This window comes from Lactobacillus sp. XV31L, from assembly GCF_059900865.1.
The window spans coordinates 107,950-127,192 of record NZ_JBWXGC010000003.1; the positions used below are offsets into that span (position 1 = coordinate 107,950).

General features: G+C 43.9%; 16 protein-coding genes. 2 read left to right on the forward strand and 14 right to left on the reverse strand.

Features of this window, described 5'->3' with window-relative positions:
• Positions 1 to 133: 133 nt before the first annotated feature.
• The 3 genes from pyk to AC2JF7_RS03045 form a co-directional block, all read right to left on the reverse strand.
• A complete protein-coding gene (gene pyk / locus AC2JF7_RS03035) occupies positions 134 to 1,903 on the reverse strand; it encodes a pyruvate kinase (RefSeq protein WP_500726982.1) in 1,770 nt (589 codons plus the stop codon).
• Between the two features lie 30 nt (positions 1,904 to 1,933).
• Complete coding sequence (pfkA, locus tag AC2JF7_RS03040) at positions 1,934 to 2,893, reverse strand: 6-phosphofructokinase (RefSeq protein WP_500726984.1); 960 nt, start codon at positions 2,891 to 2,893, stop codon at positions 1,934 to 1,936.
• A 166-nt stretch (positions 2,894 to 3,059) separates the two neighbouring features.
• Complete coding sequence (locus AC2JF7_RS03045; protein WP_500726987.1) at positions 3,060 to 6,188, reverse strand: DNA polymerase III subunit alpha; 3,129 nt, start codon at positions 6,186 to 6,188, stop codon at positions 3,060 to 3,062.
• Positions 6,189 to 6,293: 105 nt separating this feature from the next.
• On the opposite strand from AC2JF7_RS03045, the gene AC2JF7_RS03050 reads away from it, so the two are divergent.
• Positions 6,294 to 6,500, forward strand: coding sequence for a YjzD family protein (locus tag AC2JF7_RS03050; RefSeq protein WP_500727134.1), 207 nt, complete (start codon positions 6,294 to 6,296; stop codon positions 6,498 to 6,500).
• A 50-nt stretch (positions 6,501 to 6,550) separates the two neighbouring features.
• Here the strand turns inward: AC2JF7_RS03050 and AC2JF7_RS03055 are convergent, their stop codons facing one another.
• The 8 genes from AC2JF7_RS03055 to uvrC all read right to left on the reverse strand — a co-directional run bounded on the left by AC2JF7_RS03055 (position 6,551) and on the right by uvrC (position 15,558).
• Positions 6,551 to 8,098: a bifunctional metallophosphatase/5'-nucleotidase gene (locus AC2JF7_RS03055; RefSeq protein WP_500726989.1), complete on the reverse strand. Its 1,548-nt coding sequence runs from the start codon at positions 8,096 to 8,098 to the stop codon at positions 6,551 to 6,553.
• A 62-nt stretch (positions 8,099 to 8,160) separates the two neighbouring features.
• Positions 8,161 to 8,352: a 50S ribosomal protein L32 gene (gene rpmF, locus AC2JF7_RS03060; protein ID WP_500726990.1), complete on the reverse strand. Its 192-nt coding sequence runs from the start codon at positions 8,350 to 8,352 to the stop codon at positions 8,161 to 8,163.
• Between the two features lie 112 nt (positions 8,353 to 8,464).
• Positions 8,465 to 8,686 carry a lipopolysaccharide assembly protein LapA domain-containing protein gene (locus tag AC2JF7_RS03065; protein WP_500726993.1) on the reverse strand — a complete coding sequence of 74 codons (222 nt, stop codon included), beginning with the start codon at positions 8,684 to 8,686 and terminating at the stop codon, positions 8,465 to 8,467.
• A 9-nt stretch (positions 8,687 to 8,695) separates the two neighbouring features.
• Complete coding sequence (locus tag AC2JF7_RS03070) at positions 8,696 to 9,490, reverse strand: SDR family NAD(P)-dependent oxidoreductase (RefSeq protein ID WP_500726995.1); 795 nt, start codon at positions 9,488 to 9,490, stop codon at positions 8,696 to 8,698.
• Positions 9,483 to 10,424: a ribonuclease Z gene (rnz, locus tag AC2JF7_RS03075; protein ID WP_500726996.1), complete on the reverse strand. Its 942-nt coding sequence runs from the start codon at positions 10,422 to 10,424 to the stop codon at positions 9,483 to 9,485. The genes AC2JF7_RS03070 and rnz overlap by 8 nt, the downstream gene beginning before the upstream one ends.
• Before the next feature lie 12 nt (positions 10,425 to 10,436).
• On the reverse strand, positions 10,437 to 12,356 hold the full coding sequence (locus tag AC2JF7_RS03080; RefSeq protein WP_500726998.1) for an acyltransferase family protein: 1,920 nt from the start codon (positions 12,354 to 12,356) through the stop codon (positions 10,437 to 10,439).
• 17 nt (positions 12,357 to 12,373) lie between these two features.
• Positions 12,374 to 13,678 (reverse strand): GTPase ObgE, encoded by a 1,305-nt coding sequence (obgE, locus tag AC2JF7_RS03085; protein WP_500727001.1) that lies wholly within the window; start codon positions 13,676 to 13,678, stop codon positions 12,374 to 12,376.
• 77 nt (positions 13,679 to 13,755) lie between these two features.
• Positions 13,756 to 15,558, reverse strand: a complete 1,803-nt coding sequence (gene uvrC / locus AC2JF7_RS03090) for an excinuclease ABC subunit UvrC (protein ID WP_500727003.1) — start codon at positions 15,556 to 15,558, stop codon at positions 13,756 to 13,758.
• 151 nt (positions 15,559 to 15,709) lie between these two features.
• Between uvrC and AC2JF7_RS03095 the strand changes: the two genes are divergently transcribed.
• Positions 15,710 to 15,886: an SPJ_0845 family protein gene (locus tag AC2JF7_RS03095; RefSeq protein WP_500727005.1), complete on the forward strand. Its 177-nt coding sequence runs from the start codon at positions 15,710 to 15,712 to the stop codon at positions 15,884 to 15,886.
• Between the two features lie 31 nt (positions 15,887 to 15,917).
• Here AC2JF7_RS03095 and yihA read toward each other — a convergent pair whose 3' ends face one another.
• From yihA to tig, 3 genes are all read right to left on the reverse strand, one after another.
• Positions 15,918 to 16,502 carry a ribosome biogenesis GTP-binding protein YihA/YsxC gene (gene yihA / locus AC2JF7_RS03100; RefSeq protein ID WP_500727007.1) on the reverse strand — a complete coding sequence of 195 codons (585 nt, stop codon included), beginning with the start codon at positions 16,500 to 16,502 and terminating at the stop codon, positions 15,918 to 15,920.
• Positions 16,492 to 17,769 (reverse strand): ATP-dependent Clp protease ATP-binding subunit ClpX, encoded by a 1,278-nt coding sequence (gene clpX, locus AC2JF7_RS03105; protein WP_500727009.1) that lies wholly within the window; start codon positions 17,767 to 17,769, stop codon positions 16,492 to 16,494. Before clpX ends, yihA begins: the two co-directional genes overlap by 11 nt.
• A gap of 122 nt (positions 17,770 to 17,891) precedes the next feature.
• Entirely contained in the window at positions 17,892 to 19,214 is a 1,323-nt protein-coding gene (gene tig / locus AC2JF7_RS03110; protein WP_500727011.1) for a trigger factor, read from the reverse strand.
• Positions 19,215 to 19,243 lie beyond the last annotated feature (29 nt).

The window sequence follows — 19,243 nt, forward strand, 5'->3', positions numbered from 1 at the left end:
AACATTTTACCTGCGCAAGTTGACATAAGTCAATTAAATTTTCCCTGCCTATTCTTGACAAAGACGTATAAGCATTTTTAGAGCAAAGAAAAATAGCCAGTATGACTACTGACTATTTAATATGCTTTTATGATTACAGGTTAGAAATCTCACCTTGGTAGACAGCACCTCGACGAGCATCAACAGTAATTGTGCTGCCACTGGCAATCTTTTCAAGGGCACCAGTTACGCCTACAACGACTGGAATGCCAAGCGACAAGCCAACAACAGCTGCGTGTGAAGTCAGGCCAGAGGCTTCTACAACCAAACCTGAGGCCTTCTTGATTGCAGGCAGGTAGTCTGGATCAGTGTTCTTGGCAACAATAATGTCGCCTTCCTTAGTCTGAGTGTTAGCTTCTTCGGCACTAGTTACGGCAACTGTCTTGCCAACAACTGAGCCATTACCAACGCCCAATCCTTGAGCAAGCTTGCTGCCGATAATTTGCAGCTTCATCAAGTTAGTGGTACCGGAATCACCAACTGGCACGCCAGCAACAATGATTACCAAGTCGCCATCTTTAACGTAGCCTTGTTCCTTAGCAACCTTGGCTGCTAATTCAAACATATCATCAGTTGAAGCAGGTTTTTCAGTTAATAGTGGTTGCACGCCCCATGTTATCCCAAGTGAGTGCTGAACCTTTTCGTCAAAGGTCAAGGCTAAGATATCAGCATTTGGCCGGTACTTAGAAATCATTCTAGCAGTGTAGCCCGAATTAGTAGCAGTAATGATAGTCTTAACGCCTAATTCTTGCGCAGTCCGCACAACTGATTCACCAATGGCTTCAGTTACGTTTGAACCCTTGTACTCTTCAAAACGTTGCAAGGCAAGCGTGTTCCGCTTAAGCAGGTCTTGCTCCGTTCTTTCATCGATTTCAGCCATCGCCTTAACCGCTTTAACTGGGTATAAACCATTGGCAGATTCACCGGAAAGCATCGTGGCATCGGTACCATCAAGGACCGCATTGGCCACATCGGAGACTTCGGCCCGAGTTGGACGTGGATTTTCCTGCATTGAATCTAGCATCTGGGTGGCAGTAATAACCGGCTTGCCCAGTGCATTAGCCTTCTTGATCAAGTCCTTTTGAACAAATGGAACATCAATAAAGGGAATTTCAACGCCCATGTCGCCGCGGGCAACCATTAAGCCGTCGGATACTTGCAAGATTTCTTCCGCATTATCGATTCCTTCTTGGGATTCAATCTTAGGATAAATCTTAACGTAGTCACAACCAGCTTCTTCACAAAGCTTACGGATATCTAGAATATCTTGTGCCTTACGTGCAAACGAAGCGGTAATAAAGTTAATGCCATGCTTGAGACCAAACTTAATGTCATCGGTATCTTTGTCGGTAATGCCAGGGAGGCGAATTTCAACGCCAGGTGCATTAACACCCTTCTTAGAGCCAATTACGCCAGTATTTTGAGCTTCACAAACCAATTCGCGGTTTTGGTCATCCTTAGATTTAATCAACAAATCAACTAAACCATCATCAATTAGGACATGACCGCCAATGTGAGTATCGTCGAATAATCCAGGATAAGTAACATGGATCTTTTCCTTGTTGCCAGCCTGTGAATCGTCCATTGAAACCCGAATTTCATCACCGGTGTTAATAGTGAACTTGCCGCCTTCTTGGTCGGTTGTTCTAATCTCAGCACCCTTGGTGTCCAGGTCAATCCCAAGAACCAAACCGGTTTCCTTCTCAACTTGACGTACCATTTTCATTCTTGACAGGTGTTCTGCATGGTCACCGTGTGAAAAGTTGAACCGAAAAACGTTTGCACCAGCCTTTGCCAAAGCAGTAATAGTTTCAATATCATTTGAAGCTGGCCCTAACGTACTAATAATTTTAGTTTTCTTCATTGTGTTAAAATTCTCCTCAAAACCGACTAATTACTTAGTCATTTCTTCATTTATACTAATTAACGCTTCGTCACTAGTGTGCTTTTCCTCGAACAAGTCAAGGATGTCGTGAGTTTCCAGTTGGCCGTTTTCCATACCGACAGCCAAGCCACCCTTGCCATCAAGCAACAGTTTAACCGCATAATTGCCCATCTTAGTGGCATTAACCCGGTCTAAAACAGTTGGCGCGCCACCTCGCTGCATGTGGCCAATGACATTGGCCCGAGCATCAAAGTCACCGTATTTGAGCAATTCACTTCTAAAGTCGCTGGCATTCATTACACCCTCAGCTAAAACGATAATACCATGGTCTTTACCATCTGCAAAGCCCTGCTTCAATGTTTTGGCAATTTCTTTAACATCGTAGGGCTTTTCTGGTACGACAATTGCATCTGCACCACTGGCAAGACCAACACGCATGGCAATGTCACCACAATTGCGTCCCATTACGTTGACAATGAAAACGCGGTGGTGGCTGCTGGCAGTATCACGGATACGGTCAATTGCCTGCATGGCAGTGTTGCAAGCTGTATCCAGGCCAATTGTATAGTCAGTACAAGGGATATCATTGTCAATCGTTCCTGGCAGTCCGATTGAGTTAATACCCATGCGGGTCAGGGCCAGGGCACCATGGTAAGAGCCGTCACCACCGATAACGATGATCGTGTCAATCCCATGCTTTTTCAGTTGCTCAACGCCCTTTTGCTGCTCCTCTTCTTGCGCAAACTCTGGAAAGCGTGCGCTGTAAAGGAAAGTCCCACCTAGGTTAATCAAGTGATCAACATTTTCAGTAGTTAAAGTAACAAAGTCACCGGCAACCAGCCCAGCAAAACCATAACGAATGCCGACGACGCCGAGCCCGTTATGAATAGCAGTCTTAGTGACAGCCCTAACGGCTGCATTCATACCGGGAGCATCGCCTCCACTAGTTAAAATACCAATTCGTTTCATGAATTCACCTCATCAAGATTTATTGTGTAATTTCTCACATCCACTAAATTCTAACATTTTTTTAGCAAAAAATCTCATTAAAAACAATAAAATTTCCCTTATTTTACGGTCTTTTTGATGTTAGCGCTAACAGGATCAACTTGTTCAAATTTGCGCAAAAATATCCTCACGCTTTAAAGTTAATGGCCTTCAGATTAGTTAAGATATATTGCTTTTTGCGCGAATTAAAGCGGTCATTTTGAACCTTGATCCCGAGCAAGTAAATATTGCCTTCTTTAAAAATTTCCTGATTATGTTCGTAAACATTTGGAAAAATAGTAATATCCTGCCTGCTAGAAGAGTCGGCGAAACTACCAAAAGCCATTGTCGTGTTCTTTTTGGTGCGAATCAGCTTCAAAGTCATTAACTTGCCTACCGCAATGCCAGCATCACCAATTTCAAATTGGTTTAGCGGCTTGGCTTTGAACTTTTCTGCATACTTTTGGGCCGCTACAAGAGGCGAAGTCATCGTCGAAAAGCCTAAAGCTTCTTCTTCCATCGCTGCTTTTTCCTGCTTGCTTAGCTCTTTTGCCGGCTTCAGCGGAACCCCGCCCAGACTCTCAGAGAGAGCAAGATTTTGTCCAGTTAGTTCAACGTTTTCAATAATTTCTTGGCAATTTTCGAGCAGAACATTCCGGTTGACAATAATGCTGTCAAAGTAGCCGGCCTTGATCATCAACTGTATGACCTTGGGTTGGATAAAATTAGGATTAATACGCCGCAAAAAATCGCCTAAGGAGGTGAAGGGCTTCCCCTTCCGAACTTCGATTATTTGTTTGAGAAAGTCAATCTGCATCCCCTTAACTGCCCGCAAACTCACCAAGAGCTGGCCTGCATCCACCTGGTAGTCCAGGCCACTCTTATTGATATTAGGTGGCATAATCTTGACGCCGGCCCCCTGAGCTCGCATTACAAAGTCGTTAATCTTAAAGTGGTTGCCAGTATTCGAATTAAGCATTGCTCCATAAAATTCAGCCGGATAGTGAACCTGCAAGTAGGCTAACCAAAAGGCAATTTTAGTGTAGGCCACAGCGTGCGAACGATTAAAGCCATAGTTGGCAAACTGCTCAATATAGTTATAAACCCGTTCTGCCACTTCGCGTGACTTGCCTTTTTTGATTGCACCGGAAACAAACTTTACGCGCTCTTGTTCAATAACTTCTTGGTCTTTTTTGGACATTGCTCTGCGCAAGATATCGGCTTCGCCCAAGGAAAAGCCAGCCAAAACCTGGGCTGTTTTCATGACCTGTTCTTGATAAACCAGTATGCCATAAGTCGGAGCCAGAATTTCCTTTAAACTCGGATCTGGATAAGTCACCTTCTCCTTACCCTTCTTTCTAGCAATAAAAGACTGAATATTTTGCATTGGACCGGGCCGGTAGAGGGCATTAACCGCAACTAAATCTTCAAAGTCATCTGGGTGCAACTCTCGTAAAACGTCCCGAATCCCACCTGATTCAAACTGGAAGACCAGGTCGGTTTCCCCTTGCTGGAACAACTTGATCGTTTTCTGGTCATCCAATGGAATTTGGGTAATGACCATCTTCTTTCCCTGGCGTTGAATCATCTCCACCGTATCACCCAGAATGGTCAAGTTGCGCAGACCCAGGAAGTCTATCTTGAGTAAGCCTAATGCTTCGACATATTTTTTGGTTTGCTGGGTGATTGGAATGCCCAGCTGCCCTGACTGAAGACCTGAGATTGCAGCAATTGAATTGTCGCTGAGAACCAGACCGGCAGCATGAATTGAGTAATGCCGCGGCAGTCCCTCCAAACCTTTGGCAGTCTGAAACAGCAGCTTGTTTTTTGCACTAGCTTTGACCAGCATCTGCATGGCTGTGGAATTTTTGTAGGCTTCTTCAAGCGTAATTTTACCTTTGGAAAAAGGCACGCTGCGCGACCACTCACTCATTTCTGCTTCGCTTAAGCCAAAAACGCGCCCAGTATCACGGAGTACTTGCTTGGCAGCCAGTGTCCCAAATGTCAATATTTGAGCGGCATGATCCATGCCATACTTGGCAAACATATACTTAATAACGTCATCGCGTCGGTTGTCTGGAATATCCAAGTCAATATCAGGCATTTCGTGGCGGGCCGGATTCAAAAATCGTTCAAAAAGCAGGTGGTACTTGAGCGGATCAACTTCAGTAATGCGCAAAGCATAAGAAACAAGCGAGCCGCAGGCTGATCCCCGACCGGGACCAGTTGTAATATTTACCCGGTGGCAATAGTTGATCACGTCCCACACAATGAGAAAGTAATCATTAAAGCCCATTTGGTCAATAATGCCAAGTTCATAGTCAAGCTGCTTTTGGTACGGTGCAGGGATTTCTTGCTTAGAAAAACGTTCTCTTAACCCTGCTTGCGCCAAAAAAGTAAGGTATTCTTTGGAAGTAGAAAACTTGTTCTGCTTGTACTTGGGCAAAACGGGCGTTTGGAAAATTACTTGTGCATTACACGTCTGGGCGATTTCCCAAGTATTTTTAACCGCATCGTCCAGGTCCAAGTCATGGTAGCGATTGCTTAGTTCAGCTACGGCTGGCAAATAATGTGACCCCTTTTGCTTAGCCAAATCTGCAGCATCCTCTATGGTGCTGCCTGCTTGGATGGCCAGCAATGTCTTGCGCAAGAACTGGTCTTGCGGCTTTAAGTAGCATGTATCTTCAAGGCTAACCAGTGGCAGCTGATACTGCTTGGCTAGTGCCTTAACATAGTCGATGTAAGTCTTTTGCCGAGATGTGCCATATACTCCCAGATAAAGCGTACTGGACCTGGGAATCAACTTAAGCAGTTGACGCACAAAATCATTTCCCAGCTGCTCATCTTGAACTTGCAAGTTTAGCAGCTCACTGTGGGTATTTGCGGGTACGACTATTACTAGGTCATCTAAGTACTTGGTCAATTTGGCCAGAGTCAACACCTTTTTGTTGGTCCCATTCTCCGTCAGCAAGTTGATACTGCTAGAAAGACGCAACAAGTTGCGGTAGCCCTCATTAGTTTTGGCAAGCATGATTAAGTCGTACTGGTGAGAACTATCAACCAAGCCATTCAAGCGGGCCTGCATCCCCAAGAGGGGCTTAATGCCAACCTCTTGGGCCATTTCATAAAAGTTCACTAACCCGTAGGTCACGTTCACGTCGGTCAGACTAACGGCTTCGTAGCCTTGGTCCTTGGCCGCTGTCAAAAGGTCTTTGACCCTGAGTGGACTTTGCAGCAGCGTATACGCACTAGTATTTTGCAGTGCAGCTATTTTCATTTTAAAGCCACCTTTCCCATAAATTTAGTATACCAAAAAGCGCACTTTTAGTTTGAAAAGGTGCATAAACTTTGTTAAAATTCATCTATGAAAGAGGGAACTGCTATGGGTCGTTATATTGTAACTATTGGTTGGAGTGTTGTTTACATGTTGATCGTGGGCTTTATTGCCGCACCATTAACCCAGAATGTCTTTAATTTGGAGGAAGCTGCCATTGTGGGCGTGATTTTTGGCGTGTTATTTGCTGCCATTATCCCTGCAATTACAGCACATTCTGCTAAAGACAATAGCAAATACTCCAGACTCAAGTAACTTATTACTAAAACAAGAGCCGTTAACAGTTGATGTTAACGGCTTTTTTGCTATTCAAAATAATAGTTTGGGCACTTGTCCACCATGACATTATTCTGGGTAAGAAATTCCTGAAACATCTGTACATAGTCCTTATCGATTATGTTTTCAATTTTTTCAGTACTGTAGCAGGGGTAGAATCCACCACCTTGAGCACGGTAGTTATTAACCGCCAGGTAGTAGACTTTGTCCTCTTCTAGTGTCTTTCCATTTAATTCCAATTGGGTCAGGCGGTGGCCCAGTGGTCGACTAATATCAGCACGGTACTTGACAGGATAAAAGACGTCAAAGTTAAAGAGCTGATCACGCCACTTGGATCCAAAAGTTATCCCTCCTTGACTATCCTTAGTTAAAAAGCCCAGACTGTACTCAATAATCTGGCGCAGTTCCTTACCAGTTACCCTTACACGGCAGAGTTGGTTGGCAAAGGGATAGTTGAGAATGAGGTCACGCATTGTAACTACTGAGCCAAAGCCGGTAGCCGTCTCACTCATAACTGCAGTTGCCGAAACATCAGCATTTGTAAAGTGAAGCTGCATTTGCTGTAAGAGATTAATAAAGGGCGCGCCCTTAAGCCGTGCCTGATTAACCTCGCCCATTGGTGCAGGATCAGCCAGCCGGGCAATCGGCTGATCCAACCATTTTTGAGTTTCCTGGTTCAAATTGGCACATAAATCAACAATTTCCGGGTCTGGTTGGCTATCTCCTGTATCAAGCAGAGCAGCCGTCATTGAACGAATCTTCTTGCTGGTTTCGTCGATATCAACCACCACCTTGCCCACTGCCTCACCGCGGTAACCTGGTTGGACTATGGCTGTATTGCGCGTTACTATACTCAATTTCTTGTGCTGGTGACCAGTCAAAAAGACATCAATTTCGGGAACTTCAGTTAAAATCCGGTAGCCCTCATTTTCACCTGTAGCCGGCTGCGTCCTTGCCCCTGTTTCAAGATCTACTTCAAAACCACCATGGTAAACAACTGCTAAAATGTCAACTTGAGGGCGCAAGATTTGAGCATAATGCTTTACCTGGTCACAGGCCGAAGCAAATTTCAAACCTGCAATATTTTTGGCTGGCTCCCAGTATGGGATACGCTGTGTTGTTATACCCAAAAGCCCAATTTTAATCTCCTTTTTGACTATTATTTGATAAGGCTGCCCCATTGCTGGCTGGCCAGTGGCAGCGTCTAAGATATTATCATTTAAAATTGGAGCACTATTATGAGCAATATAATCTTTCAAATAATCAAGACCATAATTAAAATCATGGTTGCCCAAACAGCGGCCGTCATAGTCAATTGCGTTGTACAAGGCAGTATATTTTGACAAGGCGGACTGGTCAGAAGCTGCGTGAACATAGGAAGCCAGCGGCGACCCTTGCAGGCAGTCGCCAGCATCAGCCACCACCACGCTATCTGCTCCATACTTTGCCCGCTGGGCCTTAATTACGCTGCTAACCCGGCTCAAGCCAAATGGCGCATCATACTTGTGGCAGCTTTGGTAATCTGTAGGCAAGACATAGCCGTGTACATCACTTGAACTCAAAAACACTATTTTCATTGTCTTCATTTCCTTTAAGCATTTATTTGGAACCAAAAAAGACACCATTTGGTGTCTTTTAATTAATTGTTGTCATTGTTACTAGCTTCGCTAACAACTTGACGACCCTTGTAATATCCTTTTGGTGAAACGCGGTGGCTCAATCTGTATTCACCAGTAGTTGCATCATAATGCATTGCTGGCACTGCTAACTTGATATGACCACGACGTGAACGTTTCTTTTGCTTAGAAGTATGTCTCTTAGGAACTGCCATTTACTTGATCTCCTTTATTGTAGAATTACGTCTTTAGGTCACTAATAAAAAGTGCCTAAAACACTTCACGCTTGTTAATGATACTATTCGTCTGCGAATAAATCAAGCGCTATTAGTTATTCTTGTCCTGATTGTGTCCGTTTGAGCCCCAGAACCAGCCAATCAAAACACCAATAATTATCATTAAGACCAAAATGATAATCAAGGGCAACTTAAATTTGAACAGACCAAAATTGATTGCTACCTTATCCGTATTAAGCACCACAAAGATAACGGCTAACAAACTGAGGACCAGACTAAGAATTAACTTTATCTGACTTGCTTTGCTTTTCATTAAACTGCCCTACTTTCTTGAGGCAAACTGGATAGACAATTGGTCGCCAATCCCTGGAAAAAGTTGGTAGAGCTTGGCCAAAAAAGCTAGGCTAAGCGGCAGGTTCAGTTCACGGCGATGACTACCAAAGGAGTGAACCACTTGCCAAGCAACATCATCTGGATCTAGCATGAACCGCTGCACGTTTTTAACATAGTTGCCGCTTTGATCAGCGATATTGAAAAAGTTTGTGTATACAGGGCCTGCATTGACCGTCATCACCTTGATCCCAAAAGGCTTGAGTTCTAACCGCAAGACATTGGAAAATTGGATGACAGCAGCCTTAGAAGCACTATAAGCCGCTGACTTGACCGTTGGAACTTTGCCTGCAATTGAGCCAAAGTTAACAATTTGTCCACTCTTTTGGTCGATCATTAGCCGGCCAATTAAGCGGGTAAAGTACATCAGACCCAATACATTAACTTGAAACATTGCCGTAACCAGGCGGCGGTCCATTTCGACAAACTTGCCAAACTTGCCAAAACCGGCACAGTTCACCAAGTAATCTACGTGCTTGGTTACTTTGACAATATTTTTAAAGGCAGTTTCAATTGCTTCGCTGTCGCTCATATCAGTCACAAAAACATGCGTTGCAGCTCCCGACAATTCATGTGCTTCGGCGGCAATCCGGTCTAATTTATCCTTGCTCCTTGCGATTAGGATAACAGTGGCGCCTCGTCCAGCACTTTCTAAAGCAATGGAACGCCCAATGCCACTAGAAGCACCAGTTACAACAACCACCTTGTCCCTTAAAGAATCACTCATTTTTTTCACCTTTCATTGGAATTACAACCCGATCAAAATCATTTGCTAATTTTGTATTGGGGAAAATTTTTTCTGCTTGATCTTCCAGCTTTTTAGCCTTGGCTCCCAGGTACCTGGCTGAAATGTGGTTCAGGTACAAGCGCTTAACGCCATTGGCACGTGCCACCTTGGCCGCTTCAACAGCGGTCGAATGGTAGTAAGAATGAGCCAAATCTGCCTCATTACCTGCAAAGGTGGACTCGTGGACCAGCACGTCAGCATTTTGCGCAAGTTTAGCAATTGTTGGTGTAGACCGCGTGTCATAGATAATTGTGACAACCCGCCCTGCTTTGCTTGGTCCTAAGAAGTCTTTGCCTTCAAGGACCGTCCCATCAGTCAAGGTGACTTGCTCGCCGTTTTTCAATTTACCAAGGAGTGGCCCGTTAGGTACATTATAACGCGCTAATTTGTCCATTAAAAGCTCACCCTGGTGTTCTTCTTCAACTACCCGGTAGCCAAAACTAGGCACGCGGTGAACCAACTTCTGAGCGAATACTTTAAAGCCCTGCCCCTGGAAAATAAGTCCGCCCTCTTCGAGTTTAACAAATTTAATTGGATAAGAAATCTTTGTTCGGGAAATCTTCAAGGCCGTACGGACAAACTGTTCAAGACCGGCGGGGCCGTAAATCGTTAATGGACCAACATCACCTTGAAAGGAACGCGTGGCCAAAAGACCAGGAAGACCAAAAATATGATCTCCATGGTTGTGCGAAATAAAAATTTTCGTCACTTTGCGCAACCTGATATTAGTCCGTAAGATTTGATGCTGGGTAGCTTCGCCGACGTCAAACAACCAGATTTCATTAATTTCATCAAGCATTTTTAACGCAATGCTTGAGACGTTGCGCTTTTTTGATGGTTGGCCTGCTCCAGTACCTAAAAACTGTAACTCCATATGTTTCCTGTTCTAAAACTTAGCGTGTTCAATAATCGATTTTACAATTAAAACACTATAATACTTTGATCCTAACGGGTTGGGGTGGGTTTGATCTTCATAAAACCACTTCGGATGAGACTTTGAATATGCATACCAGTCAATGATAACCAAGTTGTGGTACTTCTTGGCTGCTTGCTCTAAGAGACGGTTAACTTGGTTTTGCCAGGGGCGATTGGGCACATGGGTATTGACCCAAAAGACCTGCCGCTTCGGTCCTAGCTGGTCCATCACCTGGTCTAAATCAGACATTGGAAAGGGACCGTTAGTGCCTAATTCAATTAATACATTTTGCGCCAGTGCATGCTGTTTCTTATATTGACTCAAAGAGCCAAAGGCTGCAGATAGTTGGCGCGAAATTGCTGCATCAATCACTGCCTTAGGCATTAATCGCGCCAGGTCATTGCTCGAACTGGCCAAGACCGAATCGCCAACCGCAGTTAGTCCAACTTTTCGGGCCAGCTGCAAGTCAACTTGTGATATGCCATACTTCTTGAATTTTGAATTAATGGGGTGAACTCTTGACGCCCGTTTAGCTTCCCTAACTAGTTTAGCCTTTTTTTGCTTTTTTATCTTGTCTTTTTTTAACTTTAAGATTAACGACTTATTTTCTCTTTCCTGCTTTTGGTTATTGAATCTAATCTGGCGGGCCAATTGAGACTTGCTGAAGTCTTGGGCCTTAACTGTCGGGGATATAACTATTGCTGCACTCCCCACCAGCAAAACCAAACTGGCTATGATGGCTTGTCCTTTAAGAAAGTAGTTTTTAGTTCGCCGATCAAAGACGCTGGCAATGTACTGCTTAGCTTGAGACCAAGTAATTCGCCCTAATGGTTTTTCAATAAAGCGGTAAGCCAGTTCACTTATCAGCAGGATAAGACAAACTTCAACTAGCCGATAAATAAGCACGTGGTCAGCTAGATTGGTCACCTTGTCTTCAAAGAAGATCATCACTGGAAACTGGTAGAGGTAAATGCCGTAACTTCTTAAACCCATCCAAGTAAAGACGGGATTAGTCAACCACTCATTCCAGCGGCTGCCAGGATGAGCAATGATGCCCACTATAACAACAGTTAAACTAGTGAAAAGCAGCATTCCACCGCAATATGGAAAAGGTCTTTGGGGATCCATCAGCGGACTAAAGAATAGTGCAATCATACCGATTAAGGTGAGTAACCCCACACCATCCAAAAGACGGGCATCGCTTTGCTTAATATTTGCCCTCAACTTATCCATAGGCCAAACTAAAGCCAAGGCTGCACCCAAGCCCAGTGCAAAAAAACGCGTATCAGTGCCATAATAGATGCGGTTGATGTCTACTTTACCTATGAACATTGCTGCCATCTCAACGGCTGAAGCCAAAGATAGCCCCAGCAAGATGCCAGCAATCTTTTTTCTCTTTTTGCCATACTTAACTAGTAAAAAGACCACTACCGGCCACAAAATATAAAATTGACCATTGATGGCCATGGTCCATAGGTGGGTAAAGGGCGACTCATTACTAGCAAACCGTTCAAAGTAACTCTGGCCATTTGCAATCTGCCAAAAATTATAGATGCTAAGCAAGTTGCTAACAACAATCTGGTCCAGTTTAACCAGCAAGTTGCGTTGAAATAATAAGATGTAGGCACTAGCGAGCCACAATACTGTAATTAGCTGGGGATATAGTTTCTTTAGCCGGCCCCAGTAAAATTTTTTACTATCAAATGAACCTTTTTGTTCGTACGAGCGCAGAATTTGCCCTGTAACCAAGTAGCCTGATAAAACAAAAAAAATCGGAACCCCAAGATAACCGCCAACAAAAGTATTGGGGTCGAGGTGGTATAAAATCACACCAATAACTGCCAATGCTCTGAGTCCAGAATATCCTGTAATAAACCGATTTTTTGCCATTTTTTTAATTTTTCTTTTTATTGCACAAATTCAAAATTGAATGTGCCGATTATAACATCATCGCCGTCGACCGCACCCTTTTCCCGTAATGCGTCATCAACGCCCAGATTCTTAAGCTTTCGGGCAAGGCGGATGATTCCGTCATGGTAGTCCAAGTTGGTTCGCTCTACCAACCGCTCTAGGCTCGCACCCTTAATCTCAAAGACGTGATCCTCAAGCTTGGTAATTGTAAACTCATTCTTCTTGGGACCTTCATACTTGTACTCTTTGACTGCTTGACTAGTAGTTGTCTCTTGGACTAGCTGCTCTTTTTCAACCTCTTCAACCAGGCTTGCCGTATCCTGCATCAAGTGGTCAACACCATGATGCGTCACACTGGAAATTGCATACACTTGCTGGTCTATTCCAGTTTTTTGCAGCTTTTCCTTAAACTCGCTTAACTTCTCTTCGGCCCGAGGCAGGTCTAATTGGGTGGCTACAATCAGCTCCCGTTTCTTCTTCAGATCTGGATCATATTGCAGCAATTCTTTACGGATAGTCTGGTAGTCTTCAAAGGAATCCCGGCCATTGCCTGGATCCATTGCCACTAAGTGCAAAATAACCTTAGTTCTTTCGATGTGCCGCAAAAACTGGATGCCAAGGCCCACGCCTTGACTGGCTCCTTCGATTAAGCCGGGCAAATCAGCCATAGAGAAGTCTCGACCATCAGGCAGAATCACCATCCCCAAGTTGGGCGTCAATGTTGTAAAAGAATAAGATGCAATTTTGGGCTTAGCCTTAGTTACAACCGACAACAACGTTGACTTTCCTACTGACGGAAAGCCAACTAAGCCAACATCAGCAATGACTTTCAATTCCAAGCGCAAAACCCGGTCTTCGCCTGGCTCACCATTTTCGGCGATTTCAGGAGCAGTGTTGACACTGGTTGCAAAGTGAATATTGCCTCGGCCTCCACGGCCACCATGTGCAACAACTAATTCTTGTTTATTTTCGGTCAAATCGCCAATTTCTTCATTAGTATTAAAATCATAAACTGTGGTTCCAACTGGTACCCGCAAGTACAGATCCTTGGCACCGTGTCCGTACTGGGACTTGATGCGGCCGTTTTCGCCGCTGTCTGCCTTAAACTTACGCCGGTAGCGAAAGTCCATCAGAGTTCTCAAGCCGCTGTCTGCAACAAAAATAATGCTGCCACCTCGGCCTCCGTCGCCACCAGCGGGACCGCCATTAGGAACATACTTTTCATGGCGGAAAGCAACTATGCCGTCGCCACCTTTTCCGGCTTGGACTTCAATCTTCGTTTGATCAACAAATGTAGGCATATACGATCTCCTTCCGTCTTCTCTAACCTTAATACTATACCACAAACCAAAGCGATAATCGTGAGAAAGTCAACTTGTTACAGCATTAACTTAACCGTCTGGGCTTGCGGAAGGGTTAACCCAACCGCACGTAGCTCATCAAGTGAGGCTTCTTTGATTTTCTTCAGCGAACCAAACTGCCGCAGGAGCTTGTTCCTACTCTTGGGACCAATACCCTTAATTGAGTCCAGCTTGCTCGATAATGCGTTCTTGGCGTGCGTCCGCCGGTGAAAAGTTATGGCAAAGCGGTGCACTTCATCTTGGATCCGAGTCATTAGGTAAAAGCCTTGTGACTTTGGATCGAGCTGGATTAATTTCAGCGGGACGCCATTGATTGGATCACCAAAAAGCAGGTGGTTGGTCCGGTGCTTGTCATCCTTAACCATTCCGGCCACAGGAATATTTAGGTTCAGTTCATTGCGCAGGATGTCTTCACATGCGTCAATTTGAATCTGCCCTCCATCCATCAAAATGAGGTCAGGCATTTCTTGGTGCTCGCGCAATAGCCTGCTGTAGCGGCGCCGGACAACTTCACGAGTGTTTTTAACTTCATCGCCCCCATTTTGGTGTTCGACTTCACCCTTTAGCTTATATTTACGGTAGGAATTTTTATCAGGTTCACCGTCTCTAAAAACCACTAATGCAGATACTGGGTCTGTACCCTGAATGTGTGAGTGGTCAAAGCTTTCGATTACATGTCCGTATGGCAGACCGAGTGCCGTAAAAATTTCTTTCTGGGCACCCTTTGTTTTGCGATTGCCTAGTTCAAGGAGGCGAAACTTGTCATCTAACTTAAGCTTGGCATTTTCCTTGGCCATTTCTAATAGTGACCGTTTTTGACCACGTTGCGGGGTTCGAACCGCAACCTTCAAAATCTCGCTCAGAGCATCGTTGTCTATACCTGCTGGCACCAGGACTTCCTTAGGCAGAACCCGGTTTTTTTGCCCATAAAACTGGACTATAAAGGAGGCAAAAGCGTCTTCAGGATCACTGGTATCAGTTAGGGGATACATCTTAGTTTCCCGTCTAAGCAGCTTGGACTGGCGCAGAAAGAAAATTTGTACCGATATCCATGATTTATCAACGTAGAAGTTAAAGATATCACGCTGAGTACTATCATTGGAAATAATCTTCTGCTTTTCAACCGTTTCTTCGATGTATTTGAGCTGGTCCCGGATTTCTGCGGCACGTTCAAATTCCATCCCTTCGGCTGCGGCCATCATCTTTTGCGTTAAGTCCTGCTTAACCCAAGCAATATCGCCATTCAAAAAGCTCTTGATTTTTTTGATTTGGGCTGCATATTCTGCCTTAGGCACTTTTCTAAAGCAAGCACCCAGGCACTGTCCCATATGGTAGTATAGGCACGGGCGCCCCTGCTTACCATTGCAGCGGCGCAAGGGAAAAATCTTTTGGATGAACTTCAGGGTTGCTTGGGCCGCATAAACATTAGGATAAGGTCCAAAGTAATAACCGCCATCCTTGCGCACAATACTAGTCAGCTTGGTTTGCGGGTCACGTTCATTGGTGATTTCAATATAAGGATAGCCGGTTCCTTGTTTTAGCTGCACATTGTAATAAGGCTGGTATTTTTTGATTAAGGTAACTTCTAGTAAAAAAGATTCCTTGTCAGTTGAAACCGTGATAATGTCATAGTCACGAATTTCTCGTACCAGTTCAGCCCGTCGTCCCACCTGCTTGCTCTTAAAGTAAGACCGGACTCGGCTTCTAAGATTTTTTGACTTGCCTACGTAAATAACTTTTCCGTTGATGTCCTTCATTAAATAGCAACCTGGCTTAGCAGGCAGAAGCTTCAATTTGTTTTCAATTAACTCTGTTGCCAAAAAATCATCCCCCAATTTGCTGAACCAATTTTACCATAAAATGCGAACTAGTGATTCCCTCTTTGCTCAGGTTGCAAGTATCCTTAACGATGATTTTACATAATTTTTCTTATTTAAAATCAGTTTAATATTCTTGTTCTATACCTGGCTTATGACCCTATTTTTGTTTATAATAAACAAAAACGAAAGGATTTTACCCATGGGCCTAACTTTTAAAAAACAAGATGAATTAGAAAAGCTGTTTGATAAATTTGCTACAGTTCCAGAAGATAAAAAAAAGAAACTGCGCAAAAATAAGGACAGCATCACCAAGGATAAAGATAAATAAAATGGCTCCCTGAGGGAGCCATTTTTGCTAGTTAAAGATATTGTTCAATCCATTCCCACACTTCTTTAACGTGTGTTTTTTGCACGGAACTGTATGTAAGAACCTCTACGTTGTCATATGACAAGTTGAGGCTCTTTTTTAAATTGGCAAACACCTTGTTTACCTGATTTTTCTTCACCTTATCGATTTTGGTACAAACGATTAGGATCGGCAGGTTCAAGCTTAGCGCATAATTGTACATCGTCACATCATTTTCAGTTGGACTATGACGGGCATCCATCAAGATAATCAGTCCCTGCAAGTTGGCCCGATCTTCAAGGTAGTCTTGAATCATTTCACCAAACTTTTGTCGTTGCACTTGCGAAACTTTAGCATAGCCATAACCTGGGACGTCAACCAAGTAAAATTCTTGGTTAATAATGTAAAAGTTCAGCGTTTGCGTCTTTCCTGGTTGTGAAGACGTCCTAGCCAAGTTTTTACGTCCTAGCAGTGAATTGATTAAACTCGACTTGCCTACATTAGAGCGACCTGCCAGGGCAATTTCAGGCAGTTTGTCTTTCGGATACTGGTCTTCTCTTACGGCACTAATTGCATAGTCGCTATTTTTAATGATCATTTGCAGTCTTTACTTCTTCACTCGTCTGCTCTTCAGCATCTTCTTGGTATTTTATCTTGGGTTCAGCCTGGTCAGCAATTACTTCTTTGGTTACTTCGACTTCTTCAATATCAGGGTCACTAGGAGTCTTGTACATGATGCCCATCATTGCATTTTCAATAATGGTCCGCAATCCACGGGCCCCCATATTGCGGTCGATGGCTAGTTCAGCAATTGCCTGCAATGCCCCGGTCGAAAAGTCCAGTTTGACTTGGTCAAGCGACAGCAGCTTTTGGTACTGCTTAACAAGCGCGTTCTTAGGCTCGGTTAATATCCGAACTAGGTCATCGCGGTTAAGCTTGTTCAACGTAGCGATAATTGGTATACGACCAATGAATTCTGGAATTAGGCCGAATTTGACTAAGTCGCCTGTTGTTAAGTGGTCAATCCAGTCATCAGACTGTACCTTGTTCAGCTTGCTAGCGGCGCTAAAACCAATTACCTTCTTACCCAAACGACTCTTAACAATCTGTTCAATTCCATCAAAGGCACCACCGACAATAAATAGGATGTTCGTGGTGTCGATTTGAATTAACTCCTGCTGCGGATGCTTGCGTCCCCCTTGAGGCGGAACTGAAGCAACTGTGCCTTCCAAAATCTTTAATAAAGACTGCTGGACGCCTTCGCCAGAAACGTCACGCGTAATTGATACGTTTTCTGCTTTCTTGGAAATCTTGTCAATTTCATCAATATAGACTATCCCTCGTTCAGCCCGTTCAATATCGTAATCGGCATTTTGCAGCAGCTTCAGCAAAATATTCTCAACATCCTCGCCAACATAACCAGCTTCGGTCAAGGTCGTTGCGTCAGCAATAGCAAAGGGCACATCCAAGATCCGAGCCAAAGTTTGAGCTAAGTAGGTTTTGCCTGAGCCAGTTGGCCCAATAAGCGCAATGTTGGACTTTTGCAGCTCAGTTGAAGAATCTACGTCCATTTGGCTAACCCGTTTGTAATGGTTGTAGACCGCGACAGATAAAACCCGCTTAGCCCGCTCTTGTCCAATTACGTACTGGTCCAATTCTTGCTTGATTTCCATTGGCTTAGGTAAGTCACGTGCCTTTTTTAATGAATCTGATCTCAATTCATCGTCAATAATCTTTTTAGATAAAGCAACACACTCATTACAAATATAGACGCCATTGCCAGCAATCATCTTCTTAACTTGATCTTGTGTTTTATCACAAAAGGAACACTTAATTTCCTCTTGATCAGTAAACTGTGATGCCATTCTATTCCTCCTCAATAATACAAGTCTAAGATTATCATAAATCAGCCTCAGCATCTGCATTATTTGCTTATAAAAATAAAAAGGTGGCTCAACAACCACCTTTTTACTCAGATTTTAAGCTTTTACTTATCAGCCTTTTTGTCGTCTTCTTTAATCTTGGCTTTAGCAACTTGCTTGGCACTATCTGCTACAAGGTCAATCGCCTTGCGAACATTAATGTCGTGAGCAAGCATGTCGTCGGTCAAAGTGTTACGGACGGTCTTTTCATCCATGTTGTATTCACTAGCCAGATTCTTGATCTCTTCATCGATTTCTTCTTTAGAAGCTTTGATATCTTCTTTTTTGACAATCGCTTCAAGCACTAAGTTAGTCTTAACTCTTTCAGCGGCATCTTGGCTGAATTGTGAACGCAATTGGTCTTCATTGGTATTAGTCAGCTTGTAGTAAGTTTCTGGACTAATGCCTTGACGCTGCATGTTGCCAAGATACTGGTTCATTTGGGTGGTAACATCCTCTTGAATCATTGCATCAGGAATTTCATCGATTGTGGCATTGGCTACTGCTCCTTCAATGGCAGCTTGCTCAATTGCTTCCTTGGCAGCGTCTTCTTTCTTGGTCTTCAGGTCCTTCTTGATCTTTTCTTTCAGCTCGTCAAGAGTGCCAACGGAATCATCAACATCCTTGGCAAATTCGTCATCAAGTTTAGGCAGTTGCTTTGACTTAACTTCGTGAACCTTGGTAGCAAAGTGTGCTTCTTTGCCTGCCAAATCCTTTGCACCATAATCTTCGGGGAATGTGACAACTACGTCGACATCGTCACCAGCCTTATGGCCAATTAATTGGTCTTCAAAGCCTGGAATGAAGGTTCCGGATCCCAGTTCAAGTGCGTAATCGTCAGCTGAACCACCATCAAAGGCCTTGCCATCTACTGTGCCTTTATAGTCAATTGTGACCGTGTCGCCTTTAACAGCAGCATCCTTCTTAAGAACAAGTTCAGCATTCTTTTCACGATCTTGTTCCAATTCAGCGTCAACATCCTTGGCATATACCCTGGTGTTTTGCTTAGGTACTTCAATCCCCTTGTAGTCGCCTAATTTAACTTCTGGTTCGACACTGACTGTGGCCTTCATGGTCCAGTCCTTGCCCTTTTCCATTGATACAGGCGCAATTTGCGGTTGACCTACTGCTGCAATACCAGCTTCCTTGAGGGCTGCTGAATATGCATCTGGCAGAGCAATATTTAAGGCATCTTCGTATAAAGATTCTTCACCATAATATTGGTCAAAAATCACCCGTGAGACATGACCTTTTCTAAAGCCTGGTACCCGTAAACTATTCTTAACTCGCTTAAAAGCTTGGTCTAACCCACGCTTGACTTCCGCCTGGGAAATATCAAAAGTAAGTTCACCGGTCGTTTTAGCCGTTTTATTCCATTTTACAGACATTAATTAAATACCTCCAATGTCAAGTTTGA